The sequence below is a fragment of the Sphingobium sp. Z007 genome (genome assembly GCF_900013425.1).
GTDB lineage: Bacteria > Pseudomonadota > Alphaproteobacteria > Sphingomonadales > Sphingomonadaceae > Sphingobium.
This window is the reverse complement of sequence record NZ_FBXK01000005.1, coordinates 371,809-392,385: the sequence shown is the minus strand read 5'-3', so window position 1 is coordinate 392,385 and position 20,577 is coordinate 371,809. Positions and strand designations below refer to the sequence as shown.

Annotated in this window: 19 protein-coding genes and 1 pseudogene; 6 read left to right on the top strand and 14 right to left on the bottom strand. The window is 65.5% G+C overall.

The genetic code is table 11. The features are described 5' to 3' along the window. The first annotated feature begins 52 nt into the window (after positions 1-52). Positions 53-499: a ribonuclease HI gene (gene rnhA, locus CEQ44_RS09825; protein WP_088184737.1), complete on the top strand. Its 447-nt coding sequence runs from the start codon at positions 53-55 to the stop codon at positions 497-499. A gap of 118 nt (positions 500-617) precedes the next feature. On the opposite strand, the gene CEQ44_RS09820 is transcribed toward rnhA, so the two are convergent. The 3 genes from CEQ44_RS09820 to CEQ44_RS25030 form a co-directional block, all read right to left on the bottom strand. Further along, the gene (locus CEQ44_RS09820; protein ID WP_088184736.1) at positions 618-1,424 is read right to left on the bottom strand and encodes a nucleotidyltransferase family protein; all 807 of its coding nucleotides are present in this window, start codon (positions 1,422-1,424) and stop codon (positions 618-620) included. A 40-nt stretch (positions 1,425-1,464) separates the two neighbouring features. After that, entirely contained in the window at positions 1,465-3,036 is a 1,572-nt protein-coding gene (locus tag CEQ44_RS09815) for a M23 family metallopeptidase (protein WP_088184735.1), read from the bottom strand. Positions 3,037-3,102: 66 nt separating this feature from the next. Then, positions 3,103-3,234, bottom strand: coding sequence for a hypothetical protein (locus CEQ44_RS25030; protein WP_254913842.1), 132 nt, complete (start codon positions 3,232-3,234; stop codon positions 3,103-3,105). Here CEQ44_RS25030 and CEQ44_RS09810 point away from each other — a divergent pair. The 4 genes from CEQ44_RS09810 (at position 3,233) to CEQ44_RS09795 (ending at position 7,623) form a co-directional block, all read left to right on the top strand. Then, positions 3,233-6,028, top strand: coding sequence for a helicase-related protein (locus tag CEQ44_RS09810; protein ID WP_088184734.1), 2,796 nt, complete (start codon positions 3,233-3,235; stop codon positions 6,026-6,028). The two genes, CEQ44_RS25030 and CEQ44_RS09810, sit on opposite strands and share 2 nt — an antisense overlap. 4 nt (positions 6,029-6,032) lie before the next feature. Beyond that, the gene (locus CEQ44_RS09805) at positions 6,033-6,320 is read left to right on the top strand and encodes an RNA-binding S4 domain-containing protein (RefSeq protein ID WP_088184779.1); all 288 of its coding nucleotides are present in this window, start codon (positions 6,033-6,035) and stop codon (positions 6,318-6,320) included. Positions 6,321-6,511: 191 nt separating this feature from the next. Beyond that, positions 6,512-6,850, top strand: coding sequence for a ferredoxin FdxA (gene fdxA / locus CEQ44_RS09800; protein ID WP_088184733.1), 339 nt, complete (start codon positions 6,512-6,514; stop codon positions 6,848-6,850). A gap of 245 nt (positions 6,851-7,095) precedes the next feature. Then, on the top strand, positions 7,096-7,623 hold the full coding sequence (locus CEQ44_RS09795; RefSeq protein ID WP_007709832.1) for a CarD family transcriptional regulator: 528 nt from the start codon (positions 7,096-7,098) through the stop codon (positions 7,621-7,623). A gap of 108 nt (positions 7,624-7,731) precedes the next feature. Here CEQ44_RS09795 and CEQ44_RS09790 read toward each other — a convergent pair whose 3' ends face one another. The 11 genes and pseudogenes from CEQ44_RS09790 to CEQ44_RS09740 all read right to left on the bottom strand — a co-directional run bounded on the left by CEQ44_RS09790 (position 7,732) and on the right by CEQ44_RS09740 (position 18,590). After that, the gene (locus CEQ44_RS09790; RefSeq protein ID WP_140419359.1) at positions 7,732-7,959 is read right to left on the bottom strand and encodes a hypothetical protein; all 228 of its coding nucleotides are present in this window, start codon (positions 7,957-7,959) and stop codon (positions 7,732-7,734) included. 36 nt (positions 7,960-7,995) lie between these two features. Next, positions 7,996-8,634, bottom strand: coding sequence for a GDSL-type esterase/lipase family protein (locus tag CEQ44_RS09785; RefSeq protein WP_088184731.1), 639 nt, complete (start codon positions 8,632-8,634; stop codon positions 7,996-7,998). Positions 8,635-8,702: 68 nt separating this feature from the next. Further along, a complete protein-coding gene (locus CEQ44_RS09780; RefSeq protein ID WP_088184730.1) occupies positions 8,703-9,200 on the bottom strand; it encodes an asparaginase domain-containing protein in 498 nt (165 codons plus the stop codon). Between the two features lie 61 nt (positions 9,201-9,261). Further along, entirely contained in the window at positions 9,262-10,089 is an 828-nt protein-coding gene (gene proC, locus CEQ44_RS09775) for a pyrroline-5-carboxylate reductase (RefSeq protein ID WP_088184729.1), read from the bottom strand. Between the two features lie 4 nt (positions 10,090-10,093). Beyond that, on the bottom strand, positions 10,094-10,600 hold the full coding sequence (locus tag CEQ44_RS09770; RefSeq protein WP_088184728.1) for a YbjN domain-containing protein: 507 nt from the start codon (positions 10,598-10,600) through the stop codon (positions 10,094-10,096). 55 nt (positions 10,601-10,655) lie between these two features. Next, on the bottom strand, positions 10,656-10,955 hold the full coding sequence (locus tag CEQ44_RS09765) for an accessory factor UbiK family protein (protein ID WP_088184727.1): 300 nt from the start codon (positions 10,953-10,955) through the stop codon (positions 10,656-10,658). 41 nt (positions 10,956-10,996) lie between these two features. After that, positions 10,997-11,545 carry a TspO/MBR family protein gene (locus CEQ44_RS09760; protein ID WP_088184726.1) on the bottom strand — a complete coding sequence of 183 codons (549 nt, stop codon included), beginning with the start codon at positions 11,543-11,545 and terminating at the stop codon, positions 10,997-10,999. Positions 11,546-11,570: 25 nt separating this feature from the next. Continuing rightward, positions 11,571-14,676, bottom strand: a pseudogene (locus CEQ44_RS09755) (efflux RND transporter permease subunit). After that, positions 14,676-15,737: an efflux RND transporter periplasmic adaptor subunit gene (locus tag CEQ44_RS09750; RefSeq protein WP_088184725.1), complete on the bottom strand. Its 1,062-nt coding sequence runs from the start codon at positions 15,735-15,737 to the stop codon at positions 14,676-14,678. The pseudogene CEQ44_RS09755 and the gene CEQ44_RS09750 overlap by 1 nt, the downstream one beginning before the upstream one ends. Positions 15,738-15,825: 88 nt before the next feature. Next, positions 15,826-16,563 (bottom strand): TlyA family RNA methyltransferase, encoded by a 738-nt coding sequence (locus CEQ44_RS09745; protein WP_088184724.1) that lies wholly within the window; start codon positions 16,561-16,563, stop codon positions 15,826-15,828. Further along, complete coding sequence (locus CEQ44_RS09740; RefSeq protein ID WP_088184723.1) at positions 16,563-18,590, bottom strand: protein-disulfide reductase DsbD; 2,028 nt, start codon at positions 18,588-18,590, stop codon at positions 16,563-16,565. Before CEQ44_RS09740 ends, CEQ44_RS09745 begins: the two co-directional genes overlap by 1 nt. A 76-nt stretch (positions 18,591-18,666) precedes the next feature. Here CEQ44_RS09740 and CEQ44_RS09735 point away from each other — a divergent pair, with 76 nt between their 5' ends. Then, positions 18,667-20,328, top strand: a complete 1,662-nt coding sequence (locus CEQ44_RS09735; protein WP_088184722.1) for an alkaline phosphatase family protein — start codon at positions 18,667-18,669, stop codon at positions 20,326-20,328. Positions 20,329-20,577: the final 249 nt, after the last annotated feature.

Below are 20,577 nucleotides of genomic sequence, written 5' to 3'. Positions count from 1 at the left end.
GGAAAGCCCTTCGACAGGCTCAGGGCGAACGGGATTATAGGTTTTCTGATTAATGACCGACCTCCCCACCGTAGAGATTTTCACCGATGGCGCGTGCAAGGGCAATCCCGGCCCTGGCGGCTGGGGCGCGGTTCTGCGCTTTGGCGACAAGGAAAAGGAGATTTCCGGCGGCGAGCCGCAGACGACCAACAACCGCATGGAGATGATGGCGGCCGTCGAGGCTCTGAACATGCTGAAAAAGCCGTGCAAGGTAATCATCTATACCGACAGCAAATATGTGATGGACGGCATCACCAAATGGATATTCGGCTGGCAGAAGCGCGGCTGGCGCACGGCGGACAACAAGCCCGTCAAGAATGTCGAAATCTGGCAATTGCTGGTCAAGGCGATCGCCCCCCATCAGGTGACCTGGCAATGGGTCAAGGGCCATGCGGGTCACCCGGAAAACGAACGCGCCGACGCGCTCGCCTGCGCCGCGGCGGAGAGTTTTCGGAAGTAAACCGAACGCAAAGGACCGTTCGCCCTGAGCCTGTCGAAGGGCTCTCCTGATGCCTGCCCAAGCAGGCAGTCGACGACCGCTGTTTTTCCGTTCAAAAAAGTACAGGGCTTCGACAGGCTCAACCCGAACGGACGAGGGAATTACTTTTACCCCGCAAAATCGCCTCGATCAGCGTCACATCCGCCGGCTTGTCCGCGTCGATGCACGCTTCCGGGCTGTCCATCGCCACCAGCCGCGCGACGACACCGAATTTCCGCCCGATCCGCGCGATGCCGCCCCGCAGGGTCAGGATGCGCAGCAGCGCACCCACCAAGGCGAACGGTCCGAATGCGGCCAATATCTTCCAGCCCTTTTTGCGGTCCTGCTCCACCTCCTGCCACAGCGCGATGACGGGGCGCGCCTTGTCGCTGCCGAACCAGAAGATATTCGCGCCCGACCACCAGCCGTCGCGGAATTTGAGCCAGGTACGCCGCGAATCGGGATAGCGCGCCAGCAATGTCGCGCGCTCCACCATGGCGACGGCGATGTCCGCGCCGGTTGCCTCGCCCACAAATTGGTCGAGCATCGCCTGGTCGAGCAGCACATGGTCCGCCGTGGTCAGCAGGATTGGGAACGGCACCTCGCCCCCTTCCAGTAGCGCCAGCAGCGAGGAGGCGATCCCCTGCCCCCCCGTTTCGAACTGCACGCGCGGATGATCCGCCAGCCAAGCGGTGGCGGGATCGGCGGCAAAGACGTCGGGCCGCTGCGTCAGCACGATCACCTGCCCGATCGCGGGGTGACCAAGCAGTGCGCGCGCGGGGCGGTTGATCATCGGCTCGCCCGCGACCGGGACCAGCGGCTTGACCGGCACCCCGGCGGCTGTGGCGAGCGGATCGGCGATCGGGCGCGCGCCCGCAAGCAGGATGGCGGTGATGGAACCAGTCATCGCCGCGCGTTAGCCGAGCGGACGATGCGCGAAAAGCCGCTTATTTTCCGCTTGCCGCCGGAGTCGCCGCCGCCTTCTGCGCGAACGCCTCATGCATGCCCACGCGCAGTCCCTGATATTGCGCCAGCCGCGCCCGGAACGCCGCCAGTTCCGCCCCCGCCAGCTGCGCGGTGGTGGTGAACTTCACCGACAGCGGATTGACGGTCGCGCCGTTGCGATAGAGTTCGTAATGGAGATGCGGCCCGGTCGATAGGCCGGTGGACCCGACATAGCCGATCACCTGGCCGCGCCGCACCCGCTGGCCCGGCGCCGCGGCGATCCGGCTCATATGGGCGTATCCGGTGGCGAGGCCGCCGCCATGCTGAATGCGGACATAATTGCCATGGCCGCCATGCCGCCCGGCATAGGCGACGATGCCATCGGTCACGGCATAGATGGGCGATCCATAACGGGCCGCGAAATCAATGCCCGCGTGCATCCGCGTATAGCCCAATATCGGGTGACGCCGCGCGCCATAGCCCGATGACATGCGTCCCGCGACCGGGGCGGACAGCACGCCGCGCCGCTCGCCCACGCCCGACGCCTCGAACCATTCGGTGCGGCCGTCCCTGGTCCATTTGAGCATATCGACCGACTTGCCGCGCGCGCGCTTCAGCCCGGCATAGAGCAGGTCGCCCACCTCCACATCGCCGGTTTCGGCGCGGCGGTATTCAGTGACGATGTCGTAACGGTCGCCAGCGCCGATACCACCCAGGTCGACTTGCCCCGCGATCACGCGCAGGAAGGCCTGCACCGCCTTGGGCGGCGCACCGGACGCGCGGGCCGAGCGGTAGATGCTGTCGCCGACCACGCCCTGGATGCGCAGCGGGGTGTTGTCGACGCGGATGGGGATGCGCTTGACCGACAGCACGCCGCCCGCGCGCGCCAGTTCCAGCGCCAGATCAAGCCGCGCGCGGAAGGCCAGCTTGTCGAGCGGACGGGGCCGATCGCGGCTGGCGCGACGGCCCAGGATGATGTCGAGCCGGGTGCCGGGCTTCACGCCCCCACTGATGTCGCCGCCGACCATGGACGTGATGGTCGCCACGTCGCCGCTGCTGACCCCGGCCCGCGACAGGGCGCGGGGGAGCGTGTCGCTGCTGCCGATCTGGGCGCTCAGTTCAATCTGCGGGCGCTCCGGCGTCTCGCGCAGCGGCTGCACCGCGTCGGTCGCGCCCATATGCCGGCCGCTGTCCGCGCCCAGCGCCAGCGGCGTGATCATCTGGCTGCGCACTTCGTCATAATGCCCGTCGCTTAGCCGCGCGCCGGGCAGGCCGGGAATCGGCTGGAAACCGGGGGAAAGATAGAGGGCGGTGGCGCACAGGCCGAAACAGGTGAATAAGCCGCGGAACCACGTGCGGCTGCCGACCCGTTCGGCAAGGTCCGGGACCAGATCGACCTCGTCGGCCCAGTCGCGCACGCGGGCGCGCCAGTGCTTGGGTGCCGCCACGGGCGCATGGCCCAGCGCATCGGCCATCCATAGCGACATGGATGCGCCGCCCTGCTGCGACCCGAACTGGCTTTCCTGAAACAAACCCGCGACCCCAAAGGCTTTTTGTCGTTGCTGCGTCAGCATTGCTGCATTGGCAACGTCCCCCGCGCCATGCGTGGGCGGGACTGTTGTGAACGCACAGGGTTAAAGTCAAATAAAGACCTTCGCATGAAGGCCGAAGGTGCGGCGAACCGTGCCAGCGACCCGATGGGCGCGCGATAACCAGCGGAACTTGCAAATCCCCTTGCCCATCGCCCCCGCCTGCCCGACATAGGCGGCCATGGCCCAGTTCGCCCGTTCTTCCCTCACCGCCGTCCTGGGTCCAACCAATACCGGCAAGACTCACCTCGCCGTCGAACGCATGTGCGGCCATTCGAGCGGCATGATGGGCTTTCCGCTACGGTTGCTGGCGCGCGAAGTCTATGATCGGGTGGTCGCGATTAAGGGACCGGCGCAGGTGGCGCTCATTACCGGCGAGGAAAAAATCGTGCCGGCGGGCGCACGCTACTTTCTTTGCACCGCCGAATCGATGCCGATCAGCCAAGGCCCAGGGAACACGGACGTTACCACAAACGGCCTGAAGGATTTCGCCTTCGTCGCGCTGGACGAAGCGCAACTGGGTGCGGACCCGGAACGCGGCCATATCTTCACCGATCGGCTGCTGCGCGCCCGCGGCCGGGAGGAAACGATGATCCTGGGGTCCGCCAGCATCAGCCGGGTCGTCAAATCGCTCGTCCCCGATATCGACATCATCGGCCGCCCGCGCTTCTCCACCCTCTCCTATGCCGGGGCGAAGAAGCTCTCGCGCCTGCCCAAACGCTCCGCCATCGTCGCCTTCTCCGCTGAGGAAGTCTATGCCGTCGCCGAAATGCTGCGGCGCTTTCGCGGCGGCGCGGCGGTGGTGATGGGCGCCCTCTCCCCGCGCACCCGCAACGCGCAGGTGCAGATGTTCCTGAACGGCGATGTCGACTATCTGGTCGCGACCGACGCGATCGGCATGGGGCTTAACCTCGACGTCGCCCATGTCGCCTTTGCCTCGCTGCGCAAGTTCGACGGCCGCCGCACCCGCCGCCTGACCGTCAGCGAAATGGCGCAGATCGCCGGGCGCGCGGGCCGCCATCATAAGGACGGCACCTTCGGCAGCCTGGGCGGCGAAGATGGCGACGCCGCCTTTACCCCCGAAGAGATCGAAGCGATCGAGGCGCATCGTTTCCCGCCGATCGAACAACTCTTCTGGCGCGACGGCACGCCGCGCACCGACCGGCTCGACCTGCTGATCGCCGACCTGGAGGAGCGCCCCGACCGCCCCCAATTGCGCGCCGCGCCTCAGGCGGTGGACCTGGCCGTGCTCAAGCGGCTGGCCGAAGACCCGCTGGTGATCGAGCGGGTGCGGACCAAGCGCCAGGTCGAGCGGCTCTGGGCTGCATGCAGCCTGCCCGATTTCCAGAAGCTGGGCGCGGACCATCATGCCCGCGCCGTCAGCCGCATCTGGCGCTTTTTATCGGAAGGCAATGGCTACATTCCCCGCGACTGGTTCGCCCAGAATCTCGCGCGACTCGATTCGGTGCAAGGTGACATCGACACGATTTCGGGCCGGATCGCGGCGGCGCGGACCTGGTCCTATATCGCCCATCGCCCCGACTGGCTGGAATATCCGGCAGAGATGGCGGAGCGCACACGCGCACTGGAAGAAAAGCTGTCCGACGCCCTCCACGCTGCGTTGACGCAGCGTTTCGTGGACCGGCGCACCTCCGTCCTGCTGCGCGACATCGGGCAGAATGCCAGCAACCTGCCGGTCATCGTGGAGCCGGACGGGAGCGTCTGTGTCGATGGCGAGACGATCGGAAAACTTGACGGCTTCCGATTCTCGGTCGATCCCGCTACGCGACATCAGGATCGAAAGATGTTGCTGGCGGCCGCGGAACGGCGGCTTGGAAAGGTATTGCGAGTGAAGGCAGACGAACTGGTGAGCGCTGTGGATACGGATTTCGCGCTCATGGACGAAGCGGGACAGGCCCCACGCATCGCCTGGGGCGAAACGCCGGTGGCGTCGCTGCTGGCGGGACCGACCCTGCTTGCGCCCGAAATTCGGCTGGATCGAGCCATTCTCGACCTGGATCAGGATGTGCAGAAGCAGGTCGCCACGCGCCTGGCCGCCTGGGTCGAAGCGCAGAAGCAGAAGCATCTCCTCCCCCTGGTCAAGATGAGCGAAAGCGCCGCCGATCCCGAAACGCCCGCCGTTGTCCGCGCCGTATTCGCGCAACTGGGCGATGCGGGCGGTGTGATCGCGCGCATCGACCTCGATTCGGCGCTCGGCCATCTCGACAAGGATCAGCGCCATCTGCTGCGCAAGGCGGGCATAGATATCGGCGTGCTCGACATCTATCATCCCGGCCTGTTGAAGCCTGGCGCGGCGCGCTGGCGCTCCGCCCTGCTGGCCGCGCGCATCGGCAAGCCCTGCCTGCCGCTGCCCGGCCCCGGCCTCACCCTGATTCCGGCGGGCGAGAAATTCGAACAGATGGGCGCGCGCATCGCCGGCTTCCGCGGCTTTGGCGAGCAGATGCTGCGCATCGACATGGCCGAACGCATGGCCCGCACCGCGCATGAAGCCATCGCGAAGAACGAAGCCTTCACCCATGTCAGCCCGCAGATCGTGTCGCTGGGCCTGTCCGAACCGTCCTTCCTGCAACTGATGCGTCTGGCGGGCTTCCGCCCTGTGGAGTCCCCCGCCCCGGCACCTGTAGAGGTCATCGAAGCCGTCGAAGCGACCGAAGGCGAAGAGCCAGCCGAGAGCGCCGACGCGCCCGCCGTCAGCGCGGCGAACTGGGTGTTCAAGGGCCGACAGAAGCCGCGGCCCGAACGCGCGCAACAAGCGCGCGGCCCCCGCCGCGTCGACAAGCAGGGCGATGGCCAGCCCAATGAGGGCAAGCGCGGTGGCGGAAAACCCGCTGGCGCCAAGTCCAGCGGAGAGCGCCAGCAACGCGACCGCGCCGGCGCGCCTGCGCATCGCAGCAGCCCGGCCCCGGCCAACAACGCCTTTGCGGGGCTAGCCGACCTGCTCGGCCGCAATGGCTGATCCGATGACCGGCATCGGTCATGGGCCGAGCCTGCGCATCGATAAATATCTGTGGTTCGTCCGGCTATGTTCCAGCCGGTCGAACGCACAAAAGCTGGCGGAAACCGGCCATATCCGTCTGAACGGCCGCCGCATCGAACGCGCCCACGCGCCGGTGCGCGCCGGCGACCTCATCACCTTCCCCCATGGCGAAGAAGGCGTGCGCGTGGTGCGGGTGATCCAGCTTCCCACCCGCCGCGGACCGGCGCCCGAAGCGCAGAGCTGCTATGACGAGCTGACCGTAGGGGAGTGAGCGCACACCATCAGGGATAGCGTCACGCGGTGGCCCGAAACCCGCGGACGATGTCCCCCTGCGACGGTGTGAACTTCGGTCATTCGCCCGGCCAAACCGGCCCTAAACACCGGACAACAATATCCTCATTGACCTTCGGCGTGGCTGAGCATAGCAGGACGGCGTTTTTCCAAGCCAAGAGTGCCCTGACAATGACCTATGTCGTGACCGACAACTGCATCCGCTGCAAATTCATGGATTGCGTCGAGGTCTGCCCTGTCGATTGTTTCTACGAGGGCGAGAATATGCTGGTCATCAACCCCAGCGAGTGCATCGATTGCGGCGTGTGCGAGCCGGAATGTCCGGCCGAGGCGATCCTGCCCGATACCGAGAACGGCCTGGAAAAATGGCTGGAGCTGAATACGAAATTCTCCGCCGAATGGCCCAATATCACGGTTAAGGGCGAAGCGCCCGCCGACGCCGAAGAGATGAACGGCGTGGAAGGCAAGCTGGAGAAATTTTTCTCGCCCGAGCCTGGCTCCGGCAACTGATCCGGGCGGCCCTCGCCGTCCACCCAACGCCCCGTTTCGCCCCACACTCCCGGCCACTATGTCCGGGGGTGGTAATTTTGTTACGAATCTGCTAAATAGCACTCCAACGGTCGGACATCCCCCTGTCCGTCCTTGGAGAATACGCTTCATGTCTTGACGGTGGCGCCGTGGACTTTCCGGCTTATGTCTCTTGCACATCTGCCCCCGCGACGGCCCGTCCCCCGGTCGAATTGGAAAGGTATCAAATGGCTGCCAAAGCGCTGTCCTTTGACGTTGGTGATTATGTCGTTTACCCCAAGCATGGCGTTGGCCGTGTGATCGAACTGCAAAAGGAGCAGATCGCGGGCATGGAGTTGGAGCTGTATGTGCTCCGTTTCGAAAAAGAGCGCATGACGCTGCGCGTGCCCACCAATAAAGCCGAAGGCGTGGGGATGCGCAAGCTGTCCTCCAACAAGACGCTGGAGGAATCGATGGAAACATTGAAGGGCAAGCCCAAGGTCAAGCGGACCATGTGGTCGCGCCGCGCCCAGGAATATGAAGCGAAGATCAATTCGGGCGACCTGGTATCGATCGCCGAAGTGACCCGCGACTTGTTCCGCGCCGACGACCAGCCCGAACAGAGCTATTCCGAACGCCAGATCTTCGAAGCGGCGTCCAGCCGCCTGGCCCGCGAACTGGCCGCGATGGAAGAGACGGACGAGCCGACCGCACTCAAGAAAATCCTGCGCATCCTGAACGAAGCAGCGCCCAAATATGCCAAGGTCGAAGGCTGATCAGGCCCACGGTTGAACGGTAAATAAAAGGGGGCGTTCCGATCGATTGGAACGCCCCCTTTTTTTGGCCTGTCATGGCGCCATTAACGGGCGCAAACGGTCGGCAAGTCAGCGTTCCAATTGACGATCCAGTGCCCCTGCAATCGCCGTCATGCCCGTCAGATTGGGATGATAGGGCGTGAAAGGATCAACGCCCGGACGCGCGACGAAGCCGTTCGACCAGGGTTGGTTGGCGCAGGCATCATGCGCGCGCGACAATGTCGACGCGCGCAGCACATCCGCGCCATTGCGCTTCGCCACTTCCGTAGTTAGCTGCGCCAGACGGTCTGCCGTCATCCGCGCGGTGGCGACCGCTTGCGCCGACAGGGGCACCTACGGACATAGCGCGCGCGACCGCACCAAGGTCACATAGTCGACGAAAATGAGCCGCGCCCGTGGCGCACGCCGGCGAACCTCTACCGCGATCCGGTCCATATCGTCAGCCAGTTTCGCCCAAGCCGCATCCGTGGGGGCAGTCGGAACCGAACCGGATGATTGCTGCGCCGCCATCGCTTTGCACATGGCGGCCGCTTTTGTAAGATCGGTTCGGCCCTCTGTTCCCTTGCACTCTTCCGCGAACAGATAGCCGACATAGCTGACGTCATTACCGCCGATAGTGATTGTGGCCAATGCCGTGTCCGGTGTCAGCGCGTCCAGTTGCGGCGCCAGTTCCTTCCAGGATCCAAGCAGGTGTGCGGTCGTGGCACCGCCACAACTGACGTCGACCAGATCGAGATGGCGTAGCCGCGCGAGTTGGTGCGCATAATTATCGCGCGACCGGGTGCAGCGCGTGGCGGGGCTATCCGCCGAAACGGTGACGCCCGGCCCGGCGGCGAAAAAACTGCCCATGGCGACATAGCGGGCGGACGGCGCGGTCGAAAAGTCGGACGGTCCGGGCGCGGCGGCACAGCCTGCCAGTCCGACGAGCGACAGCAACGAACCTAGTGTGCGCCATTGAACCATGGCTTTCATCTATTCCTCTCCTGCGATTGCCGGACATCGCCCAGGGACGACGTGCCTCATTTTATAGCATCGCCTGATTATAGTGGCACGAAGGCGCCCTTGGCCCGGTCCTTGACCACCTTGTCGGCGCGGAAGACCGACCCACTCATGGTGATATAGACGCCCGGTTCCGCCACCTGCGCCGTGGCGAAGGCCATGCCTAGGTTGAAACTGGCGTCGCTCTCCCCGAAGCGCGCGGGGGCGAGCGCGCCGACCAGCACGATGGTCTTGCCTTCGATCCCGGCCAGTTGCGTGGCCGTTTCTGTCATGGTGTCAGTGCCATGGGTTATCACGATGTGATGTTCCGCCGCCGCGGCGACGCGGGCGTAGATCAGCGCCCGATCCGTGTCGTCCAGTTCCAGACTGTCCTTGCGCGTGACTTCCTCAATGCGGAAGGGGCGCTTGACCCGCGCGACCTCCAACAGCTTGGCCATCACGGTTTCGCCGACCTGATAGTCGGACAGGGCGTCGAAATAGATTTTGTCGATCGTGCCGCCGGTCGTAAGTAGCAGGATGGGGGTATCGGGGGACAGCATAAAGGACTCCGGGGTCGGTTAGTGCGCGCCTTAGCGCAAAAGCCGCCACCTCGAAACGCCGTTATGCGCCGCGCGCCATCGCTTCGCCGCGGTCGCGGGCGGCAACCAGTGTATCGGTGAGGAGCACCAGCAACCGGTCGTCGGCGTCAAGGACATTCAACCCCTCCCGCGTCATGCCGCCGGGGCTGGCGACGCGATCGGCCAGCGCGCCAGGACTGACATCAGCATGGGCCGCCATATTGGCTGCCCCCCGCACCGTCGCCAGCGCCATGCGCGCGGCCTGATCGGCGGGAATGCCGATCGCTTCGCCCGCCCGCGCCAGCGCGTCGATGAAGCGGAAGAGGAAAGCGGGGCCGCAGCCCGATAACGCCGTGACCTGATTGAAAAGGGCTTCGTCGGCGATCCATTCGACAAGGCCCAGCGGTTCGATCAACGCAGCGACGTCCGCCTTGGCCTGCGCCGTGGTCGCCGCGTCGGTGAACAGCGCCGTGACGCCCTCGCCCAGCCCGACCGGCAAATTGGGCATCGCGCGCACGATGTCATGGGCAACGGGAAAACGGGCGCGCAGATCGGCCAGCGTCGTACCGGCCAGGATCGAGACGATGCGCGTGTCGGCCGCGCAAAGCGGCGCCAACGCCTTAGCGACATCGGCGATCTGATAGGGTTTCATCCCCAACAACACGGTCGTTCCGGCGGGCAGCGCGGCCGGATAGTCGGTCATAACCGCCACGCCATTGGCCACTGGCCGGCCGCTGGGGCGCAGCACCGTCACGCCCGCCGGATCGAGGCCGCAGTCGAGCCAGCGAGACAGCATCTGCCCCGCCATATTGCCGCAGCCGACCAAAAAGAGATGATCGGGGAAAGGATGATTGGCAGCGGGCTGCGTCACCGCCTTAGGCCTCGCCTCGGGTTTCGATCAGGCTGGCGGAGATCGCCTCCGCCGGCGACTTGCCGCCCCATAGCACGAACTGGAACACCGGATAGAAACGCTCGCATTCATCGATCGCGGTTTCGACCAGCAACTGCGCCTGATCGAGCGTCAGGGTGCCGCCCGCGCCCAACAGCGCGCCGTGGCGAAACAGGATGATGCCGCTTGACGACCAAAGTTCGAAATGGCCGAGCCACAGCTGCTCGTTGATGAGGCCCAGCGTTTCGTAGATGGTGCCGCGCTTTTCCTCCGTCACGCGGATATCGGGCAGCGCCAGCAGTTGGAGCACCTGATCCTCGTCGCGCCAGATGCCGCGCAGCTCATATTGCGCCCACGAACCCTGCGTGTTCGCAACGATCTCGTCCTCGCCCACCTGCTCGAACGTCCATCCATGCGCTTCGAAATAGGCCGCCAGCATGTCGATCGGCGCGGCTTCCCCGCCGCCATGTTCAAATTCGTCACTATCCATCATCGGCGCGCCTTATCACCGCCCACCGTGAAAAGACAGACGCTAGGATGGAGCAGGATCAGACCGGGTCCGTCGGCTTGGGCTTGGTCGCCTTGACGGTTTTGGTGACGGGTTCGCCGGCTTTGCCTTCCAGCGCGTCGAGCCGCGCCTTGAGCAGTTCAACTTCCTCCCGCGCTGTGGCGGCCATCGCCTTGACCGCATCAAATTCCTCACGCGACACGAATTCCATGCCGCCGATCCATTCCTTCGCCCGCTCGCGCGCGTTGGTTTCGAATTCGCGGCCCATGCCCGCCACGGTGCCGGCGGCACCATTCACCAGCTTGGCGAGATCGTCGAAAAAGCGGTTTTCGCTCTGCATTGGCTTCATCCTCTGTGCGGCGCGATCGGCGCGCCTGTAAATTATATCTGGGTCTTGAGCGCGGGAGCGACAAGGGTCGCCGCGTCGGGGTTCAGGCGGCCGATCTCATAGTTAAGGAAGGAAGCGAAGGCCAGCCACGCCAGATAAGGCAGCAACAGCACCCCGGCGAAACGGCGAATGCGCCAGAAAAGCGCGGTCGTTACGGCCACCAGCACGACCAGGATGAGGATCAGCGCCAGCGCGCTCCCGACCTGATGCGCGCGAAAGAAAAGCGGCGACCAGCACAGGTTAAGCAGCAACTGGACCAGGAACAGGGCGATCGCCCCGCCCCGCCCCTTCGCCCCGCGGGCGTGCAGCACGATCGCCAAGGCCAGCGCCATCATGACGTAGAGAATCGTCCAGGCGACACCGAATGCCCAGCCCGGCGGCATCAGCGCGGGCTTTTCGAGCGCGTCGAACCAGCGATTGCCATAGCCGCTATTGGCGAGGCGGCCCGACAGGAATCCTAAACCCACGATCGCCGGCACCGTCACCAGCGCCCAGCGCAGATAGGCAAGACGCAACTGACCGGGGGACGCAATCTCGTTCATCGGCAACGCAGCTCCAAAAAGCCTGTTATTCGGCGGGATCGGGCGAATCCTTGAGCGCCGAATCCAGCTTGCGGCCAACGGTTTGCGGAGAAAGTGTCCGCTTGGCAACGCGGGAATAGAAGATCGGGATCAGGAACAGGGTGATGAGGGTCGCAAGGCTGACGCCGAACACCACAACCGTCCCGATCGAATGCCGCGCCGCCGCCCCCGCGCCGCCGCGAATGACCAGCGGCACCGCGCCAATCACGGTCGCGATCGATGTCATCAGGATCGGGCGGAGGCGGCGCTTGGCGGCTTCGCGAATGGCCTGGGGGGATTTCCATCCCCTCATCGCGCAACTGGTTGGCGAACTCCACGATCAGGATGCCGTTCTTGGCCGCCAGACCCACCAGCATGACGATGCCGATCTGGCTGTAGAGGTTGATCGACCCGCCGGTGATCGCCAGCCCCAGCGCGCCGCCGGCCACGGCCAGCGGCACCGTGGCGATGATGACGCCGGGGTGGATGAAGCTTTCGAACTGGGCGGCGAGCAGCAGATAGACGATCAGGATGGTGAGGCCGAAGACCAGCCAGATCGACCCGCCGGTTTCGCGCAGCGACTGGCTTTCGCCGCGATAGCCGATCGCCAGCACTTCGGGCGACTGGCGCGCCTGATCCTCCAGGAAGGCAAGGCCCTGCCCCAGCGAGGTGCCAGGGGCGAGGGCCGCGGTCAGGGTGATGGCGCGCAGCTTGTTGTAGCGGTTGAGCTGGCGCGGCCCGGCGACTTCGCGCAGCGTCACCAGCGTCGACAGCGGGACCAGCGCGCCGCTGCGGGAGCGGACGTTGATGCGGTCGAGATCCGCCGCGGTCTGGCGCCCTTCCTCCTCCGCCTGCACCAGCACGCGATATTCCTCGCCCCGGTCGACATAGGTGCCGACGCGCCGTGATCCGAGCAGGCTTTGCAGCGCCTGGCTGATGTCGTTGACCGACACGCCCAGATCGCCTGCGCGGGCGAGGTTCGTTTCGATCCGCATCTGCGGCTTGGTTTCCTTATAATCGCTATCGACGTTGATGAGGCCGGGATAATCCGCGGCGGCGGCCATGATCCGGTCGCGCGCGGCGACCAGCCCTTCATAGGTGGAGCCAGCCAGCACGATGTTGACCGGCAGCCCGCGCCCACGCCCCAGCCCCGATCGCGGCGCGGCATTACCGCGCACGCCGGGCTGGTCGGCGATCACCTTGTTGACGATGGTCGCGACCTCGGCCGTGGTGATGGTCCGGTCTTCCCATGGCCGCAGGAAGGCGATGACGTTGCCGCCGTTATAGTCGTCGGTCGAACCGAACCCGGCCGGTGTGCGGATCACCAGATTCTGGAGCGTTCCGTCCTTGCGCAGGAAGGCGAGATCGTCTTCGATCTTCTTCATATAGGCCATCATCCGGGGAAAGCCGGTGCCTTCGGGCGCTGTGATCTGCGCTTCGACCACGCCGGTATCCTCGGCCGGGGCCAGTTCGCTTGGCAGACGGGTGAAGAAGAAGCCAGCGACGCCCAGGAACAGCAGGACGCCCAGCAGCGGCAGCAACGGCTTTCCGATCGCGCGGTCGAGCCAGCGGGCATAGCCATGTTCCAGCCGCTGGAACCGATCGTCGATCCAGCGCGCGAGGCGGCCGCGTTCGGCATTTTTCAGCAGCTTGGAACAGAGCATCGGCGCGAGGCTCAAGGAGATGAAGCCGGAAAAGGCGATCGCAGCGATCATGGCGATGGCGAGTTCGCGGAACAGGAGGCCGGTTTGCCCGGCCAGGAACATGACCGGCACGAAGACGGCGCAGACGACGAGCGTAGTCGAGATGATGGCGAAGCCGACCTGCCGCGTGCCAAGATAGGCGGCGACCAGCGGGTCTTCCCCCTGTTCGATGCGGTGATAGACATTTTCCAGCACGACGATCGCGTCATCGACGACCAGACCGATGGCGAGCACAAAGGCGAGCAGGGTCAGCAGGTTGATCGACAGGCCCAGCAGCCACATCACCGCGCACGTCGCGAGCAGGCAGATCGGCACGGTGATCGCCGGGATAATCGTCGCGCGCACCGACCCCAGGAACAGGAAGATGACGAGTATGACCAGAAGCGCCGCCTCGATCAGCGTGTCATAGACATTGGCGATGGCGCGCTCGATGAACAGCGATTCGTCGGTGCCGATGGCGACCCGCATCCCCTGCGGCAGGGTCGGCTGCAATTCCTTGATAAGCGCCTTGGCCTTTTGCGCGACCTCCAGCGTGTTGGCGCCGGACTGACGGATAATGCCGATGCCGATCGCCGTCCCCTGGTTGGAACGGAAGCTGCTATAGGGGTTTTCGGCGCCTTCCTCGATCCGGGCAACGTCGCCCAGCTTCACCTGATAGCCATCCGTCCCCCGACCCACGACGAGCTGCGCGAACTGGTCCGGCGTGGCGAAAGGCCTTTCCACCCGAAGCGTCTGGTTCTGGTCCCGCGATTCGAAACGGCCGGCGGGCAACTCAACATTCTGGCTGCGCAGCGCCGCTTCGACGTCCGCCGGAGTCAGGCCAAATGCGGCCAGCCTTTCGGCGTTGAACCAGATGCGGGTCGAAGGGCGCGCCTCGCCGCTGATATTGGCGCGGGCGACGCCATCGATCGCGGCGAACCGGTCGGCCACATTGCGGTCGAGATAGTCGCTGATCTGGATCGGCGTCCAGCCGGGGCGCGAGAAGGCGAGGAACAGGATAGCGCGCGCGTCCGAATCGACCTTGCGGATTTCCGGCGCCAGCGCGTCTTCGGGCAGATCCTCCACCACCGATCCCACGCGATCGCGCACGTCGTTGGCGGCGGTGTCGATGTCGCGCGAGGGATCAAATTCGATATTGATGTTGGACGTGCCGTCCTGCGACGTGGACGTGATCGTCTGGATGCCCTGCACGCCGGCAACCGCATCCTCGATCAGCTGGGTGATGCGGGTTTCGACCACCGATGCGGCCGCGCCGGTGTAGCTGGTTTCGACCGATACGATCGGCGGGTCGGTATCGGGATATTCGCGCACCGACAGGCTCATCCAGCCGACGACGCCGACGATGCACATCAGCACCGCGACGACCGCGGCGAAGACCGGGCGGCGGACTGAAAGATCAGATAGCTGCATCAGCGAGCAGCCTTGCCGGAACCGTCCCTGGGCCGCGGTTCTGGCTTGTCGCCGGGCAACCGCACGGTCGCCCCGTCGGTCAGCTTGACCACGCCTTCGGTCACGACGTGCTGCCCCGCCTTGAGCCCGCCCAATATCTCGACCCGGCCATCCTGCCGGATGCCGGTATCGACCTTGACCCGCTTCGCTTTGCGATCCTCGACCACGAAGACGAAGCGATCATCGCCATCGCCCACCAGCGCCAGTTCCGGCACGGACAGCGACTGGCGCTGCCGCGCCAGCACGCTGACGGTCAGCAACATGCCGGGTTTCAGCGCCTTGTCGGGGTTGGGCAGGAGTGCGCGCACCCGCACTGCGCGGGTAGCGGGATCGATCACGGGATCGATGGTGGCGATCGTGCCGTTGAACGGCCGGTCGGGCCAGGCGGCGGAAACAGCCCTTATCGTCATCCCTTCACGGATCATCGCCAGCCGGGTTTCGGGAATGGTGAAGTCCAGCTTGATGCGGCTGATGTCGCTGACGGTGGCGATCGCGGTGCCGGCCGTCACGATCGCGCCGGGGGATACGGTGCGCAGGGAAACCCAGCCGGAAAAGGGCGCGCGGATCACCCGGTCGCCGATCGAGGCGCGGGCCAGTTGCGCATTGGCGCGGGCCGCGTTGGCGAGCGCGACCTGTTGTTCCAGCGTCGCGCCGGTGGCGAAGCCGCGCGACTTGAGCGCCTGGATGCGCTGGAGCTGCTGGGTCGCCTGCAAGGCGGTGGCCTCCGCCGACGCGAGTTCGGCCTGTTCCTGGCCCACCGCCAGCCGGGCGATCACCTGTCCCTTGGCGACATAGCCGCCATCGGCGAAATTCAGCGCCTCGATCCGTTCGGTCACTGGCGCGGACAGCACCACCTGTTCATTGGCGAGCGCAGTGCCGACCGCTTCCAGATTGTCAGTGAAGCTGTCCGACGCGATCGGCTGCACCTCCACCAAGGGCACGGCGCGGGGCTTTTTTTCCTTCTCCCCACCGCAAGCGGACAGGGACATGGCGAGCAGGAGGACGGGGACGATAGGGCGCATGATGAGGGGGTAACGAGCCTTTGCTAGCGGCACAATCGGACTTGGGCTGCACCTTATGACAGTAGGGTTTGGAACGAACATACGTCCATTATCCACCAAGACGGGCGTAGAGGAGAAATTCGACATTGCCCTGCGGGCCGGTAATGGGGCTTTGCGTCAGGCCGGCGACGGTCCAGCCCTGCGCCTGCGCCCAGTCCTGAACCTCTGCGCAAACGCGCTGGTGGACGAGGGTATCCCGCACCACGCCATTCTTGCCCACTTCTTCCCGCCGCGCTTCGAACTGGGGCTTGATGAGGGCGATCATCTGGGTGCCGGGTTTCGCGAATGTGATCGGCTTTTCCAGCACTTTGGCGAGGCTGATGAAGCTGGCGTCGCAAACGATGATGTCGACGGCTTCGGGGATATGCGCATCAGTCAGGATGCGGGCGCTGGTCTGTTCATGGACGATGACGCGATCGTCAGAGCGGATTTTCCAGGCGAGCTGGTTGGTGCCGCTGTCGACCGCATAGACCTTCGCCGCGCCCTTGGTCAGCAGCACGTCGGTAAAGCCGCCGGTGGAGGAGCCGACGTCGATGGCGACGAAGCCGGTGACGTCGATGGCAAATTCCTCCAACGCATGGGCCAGCTTGACGCCGCCGCGCGACACCCAAGGATGGTCGCGGCCGCGCACGTCCAGTTCCGTGCCTTCGGGCACCTGCTGGCCCGCCTTCTCCACCTTGCGGTCGCCCAGGAAGACGAGGCCGGCAAGGATCAGCGCCTGCGCGCGGGCGCGGCTTTCAGCAAGACCGCTGTCGACGAGCAACTGGTCGGCGCGAATCTTGGCCATCAGCGCACCAGCGCCGTCAGCGTGGCGGGGGTGAGGAGTTGCGGCAGGGTTTGCGCGTCCTTGCCCGGCGCGTAGAAGAGGTAGAGGGGGACGCCGGACCGGCCCTGCCCTTCGAGGAAGCGGGTAATGGCGGGATCGGCATTGGTCCAGTCGCCGACCATGACGGTGACGCCGCCCTTGTCGAAGGCGGCGCGGGTTTCGGCGCGGTCGATGGCGGCAGCCTCGTTCGCCTTGCAGGTCAGGCACCAGTCGGCGGTGAAATAGAGGAACACCGGCTTGTTGGCGGCGCGCAGTTCGGCGAGTTTTGCGACATCGAAATGGACAGTTGAATCGCCTTTTTCGATCGCCGCGGCCGCGCTGGTCGGCAGGGCGTAAGCCGCGCCAGCCAGCAGGGCGAGGCCCGCAATCGCGGCGATCCAGCCGCCGCCTTTGCCCAGCCGCTGGCGACCGCCTAACCACCAGAGGATGAGCGCCAGCGACAGCGCCGCAGCCAAGCCGATCGTCATGCCCGACACGCCGCGTTGCTGGCCCAGCAACCATGCGAGGCCGAGCGCGGTCAGGAACATCGGGATGGCGAGGATCTTCTGGAAACGCCCCATCCAGCCACCGGGCTTAGGCAATCCTTTGCGCAGCGCCGGCACATAGGCGAGCAGCAGGAATGGCAGCGCCAGTCCCAGCCCCAGTCCGGCGAAGACCGCGAGCGCGGCCGCCAGGGGCAGCAGCAGCGCCGCGCCCATCGCCGCGGCCATGAACGGCCCGGTGCAAGGTGTCGCAACGAAGGCGACCAGCGCGCCTGTCCAGAAGGAACCCGCGACGCCGCCCTTCCCCGCCAGCCCCTCGCCGCCGCCATAGGCGCTGAGATCGAACAGGCCGGCGAGGTTGAAGGCAATGCCGGTCACCAGCAGCAGCAACGCCAGGATGATGCGCGGGTCCTGCAACTGGAACGCCCAGCCGACCGCGCCGCCCGCCGCACGCAAAAGGAGCAGCCCGCCGCCCAGCGCCAGACAGGTGAGGATCACGCCCAGCGTATAGGCCAGCGCCTCCCGTCGCACGGTCCGCTCATCGCCGCCGGCCTTCGCTAGCTTCATCGCTTTAAGGCCCAATATCGGGAAGACACAGGGCATGATGTTGAGCAGCAGCCCGCCCAGCAGCGCGCCGCCCAGTGCGGCGAAAATGGCGCCCCACTGGTCGCTACCCGATGCGACTGCGACCTCGCCGGGCGTCGCAGTCAGCAGGAAGCCGACATGGTCGCCGGTTCGCAGTACGGCCTGTAGCCTACTGCCCTTGCCGCCCTCGGTCGCGTCCGTCTCGATCAGCAGCGTGTCGCCATCGCGCGTTACCGTTTGCGGCGCGGCATAGCGGGCCAGCCCCTCGGCCAGCGGGAAGAGGTGGATGTCGCGCGCCTGCGCACTGGCCGGGAATGGCACCGACAGGCGCAGCTTGCCGTCCTTGATCGCGTAGCTCGCTTGCGATCCCAGCGGCCGGGGCAGATGGGTGCGCCAGGCGTCGAAGCGTGTCCGGTCGGCCGCCGACACGGCACCGTCGCCCGCGACCAATTCCAGCGTCAGATCGCCGCTTTCGGGCACGCACACCTTGTCGGTGCAGGCCAGCCATTGCGCCTTCGCCCGCACGGCCAAGCGGGTGCCGGGCGCGACATCGGGCGCGACCTTTAGGCTCGCCAGCACGCCATAGGGGCCTTCATAGACATGGTTCATCAGGCCGGAGATCAACAGCGTTTCGGGCACGGGATAGCGCAGCGGGCCGACGCTGACGCCCCTGGGCAATGTCCAGTCCACGGTCATGCCCAGACCCGCGTCGCCGGGATTTTCCCAATAGCCGTGCCAGCCGGGTTGCGGGATCATGGCGAAGGCGATGGTCGTGCCTTCGCCCGGCCGGGGCGCTGCGCTTTCGGCGACCAGTTGCGCGGCGATATGTGCCGGGCCGCCGCCGAACGCCCCCTGCCCATGCGCTGGGGAAAGAGCAGCCAGCCATGCCAGCGTCATCAATATGACTTGAAAAATCCGCATCGGGCCTCTGGTCTGGTGAGTGTGAGCGGGCTAGGTCCGGGGGCGTTCGCCGTCAAGGCTGGAGAAGGTACAGTAGATGTTGAAGACAGTCGCCGCCGCCCTGTTGATCGCCACCGCCATGCCGCTGGCGGCTCAGCAGCCTACTCCGACTCCGGCCGCCGCGCCCGCTACTCCGCCAAAGCTGATCGTCGCGATCAGCATCGACCAGTTTTCCGCCGATCTGTTCAGCGAATATCGCCAATATTATAGCGGCGGCCTCAAGCGCCTGACGAGCGATGGCGCCGTCTTTCCTCGCGGCTATCAAAGCCATGCCGCGACCGAAACCTGCCCCGGCCACTCGACCATCCTGACCGGCAGCCGCCCGTCGCGCACCGGCATCATCGCCAACAACTGGTTCGACCTCGGCACTGCGCGCGAAGACAAGACCATCTATTGCGCCGAGGACGAGAGCGTGTCCGGCAGCAGCAGCGACAAATATGAAGCGTCCCCAATCCACCTGAAGGTGCCGACGCTGGGCGGCCGGATGAAGATCGCCAACCCCGCCACCCGCGTCGTATCGGTCGCGGGCAAGGATCGCGCCGCGATCATGATGGGCGGGCCGACTGCCGACCATGTGTGGTGGCTGGGCGGGCCGCAGGGCTATGTCAGCTATAAGGGGATCGCCACCCCGCCGCTGGTCGCCAAGGTGAACGCGGCCATGGCGCAGCGTCTGGCGCAAGCCAATCCAGGCTTCGAACTGCCCGCCCAGTGCGTGTCGAAGGATTTCCCGGTGCGGGCGGGCGACAGGACCGTCGGCACCGGCCGTTTCGCGCGTGCGGCGGGCGATTATAAGGCGTTCCGCATCTCGCCCGAACAGGACGCGATGACACTGGCCTTTGCCGCCGCCGCGATCGAGACTATGGACCTGGGCAAGCAGGCGCAGACCGATATCATCTCGATCGGCCTGTCGGCGACCGACTATATCGGCCACACATACGGCACCGAAGGCACGGAAAGCTGTATCCAGGTCGATCGGCTCGATCGGGAACTGGGTGCCTTCTTCGATCGGCTCGACAAAGACGGCATCGATTATGTGGTTGTGCTGACCGCGGACCATGGCGGCCATGACCTGCCCGAACGTCATCGCCTGAACGCCATGCCGATGGAGCAGCGCGTCGACATGGCGCTGACGCCCAAGGCATTGAATGCCGCCATCGCCGACAAGGCGGGGTTGCCGGGCAAGAAAGTGCTGTGGGGCGACGGGCCGTCGGGCGACCTCTATTTCGACAAGGGGCTGACTGCGCCTCAGCGCGCGCGCGTCGAGGCCGAAGCGCTCAAGCTGCTGCGCGCGCACCCGCAGGTCGAGACGGTGTTCACCAAGGCGCAGATTGCCGCCACCCCCTCCCCCTCCGGCCCGCCCGAAAGCTGGAGCCTGATCCAGGAGGCGCGCGCCAGCTTCTATGCGGAGCGGTCGGGCGATCTGCTGCTGTTGTTGAAGCCGCGCGTCATGTCGATCCCGGAACAGGCGACGATGGGATCGGTCGCCACCCATGGGTCGCCCTGGGATACCGATCGCCGCGTGCCGATCCTGTTCTGGCGCAAGGGGATGCAGCATTTCGAGCAGCCGCTGGGCGTGGAGACGGTGGACATCATGCCGTCGCTGGCGGCGCTGATCGGGCTACCGGTGGCGAAGAGCGAGATTGACGGGCGTTGCCTGGATCTGGTGGCGGGCGACGGGGATAGCTGCGCGGGACGATAAGGATGAACTTGCTTTAATCCGTTCGTCCTGAGTAGCCATTGAGCGCAGTCGAAATGGCGTATCGAAGGATTGCGCGCGGCGCATGATGCTTCGCTACGGGTCTTCGACTTCACCTATGGTGAAGTTTATCCTGAGCGCCTGCTGCAAGTAGGCAGTCGAAGGGCTCAGCCCCTACTCAGCACGAACGGGGTGGGTCAGATCAGTGTCATCATGCTGTAAGCAATCTTGTTCCCTCGAAACGAACGGATG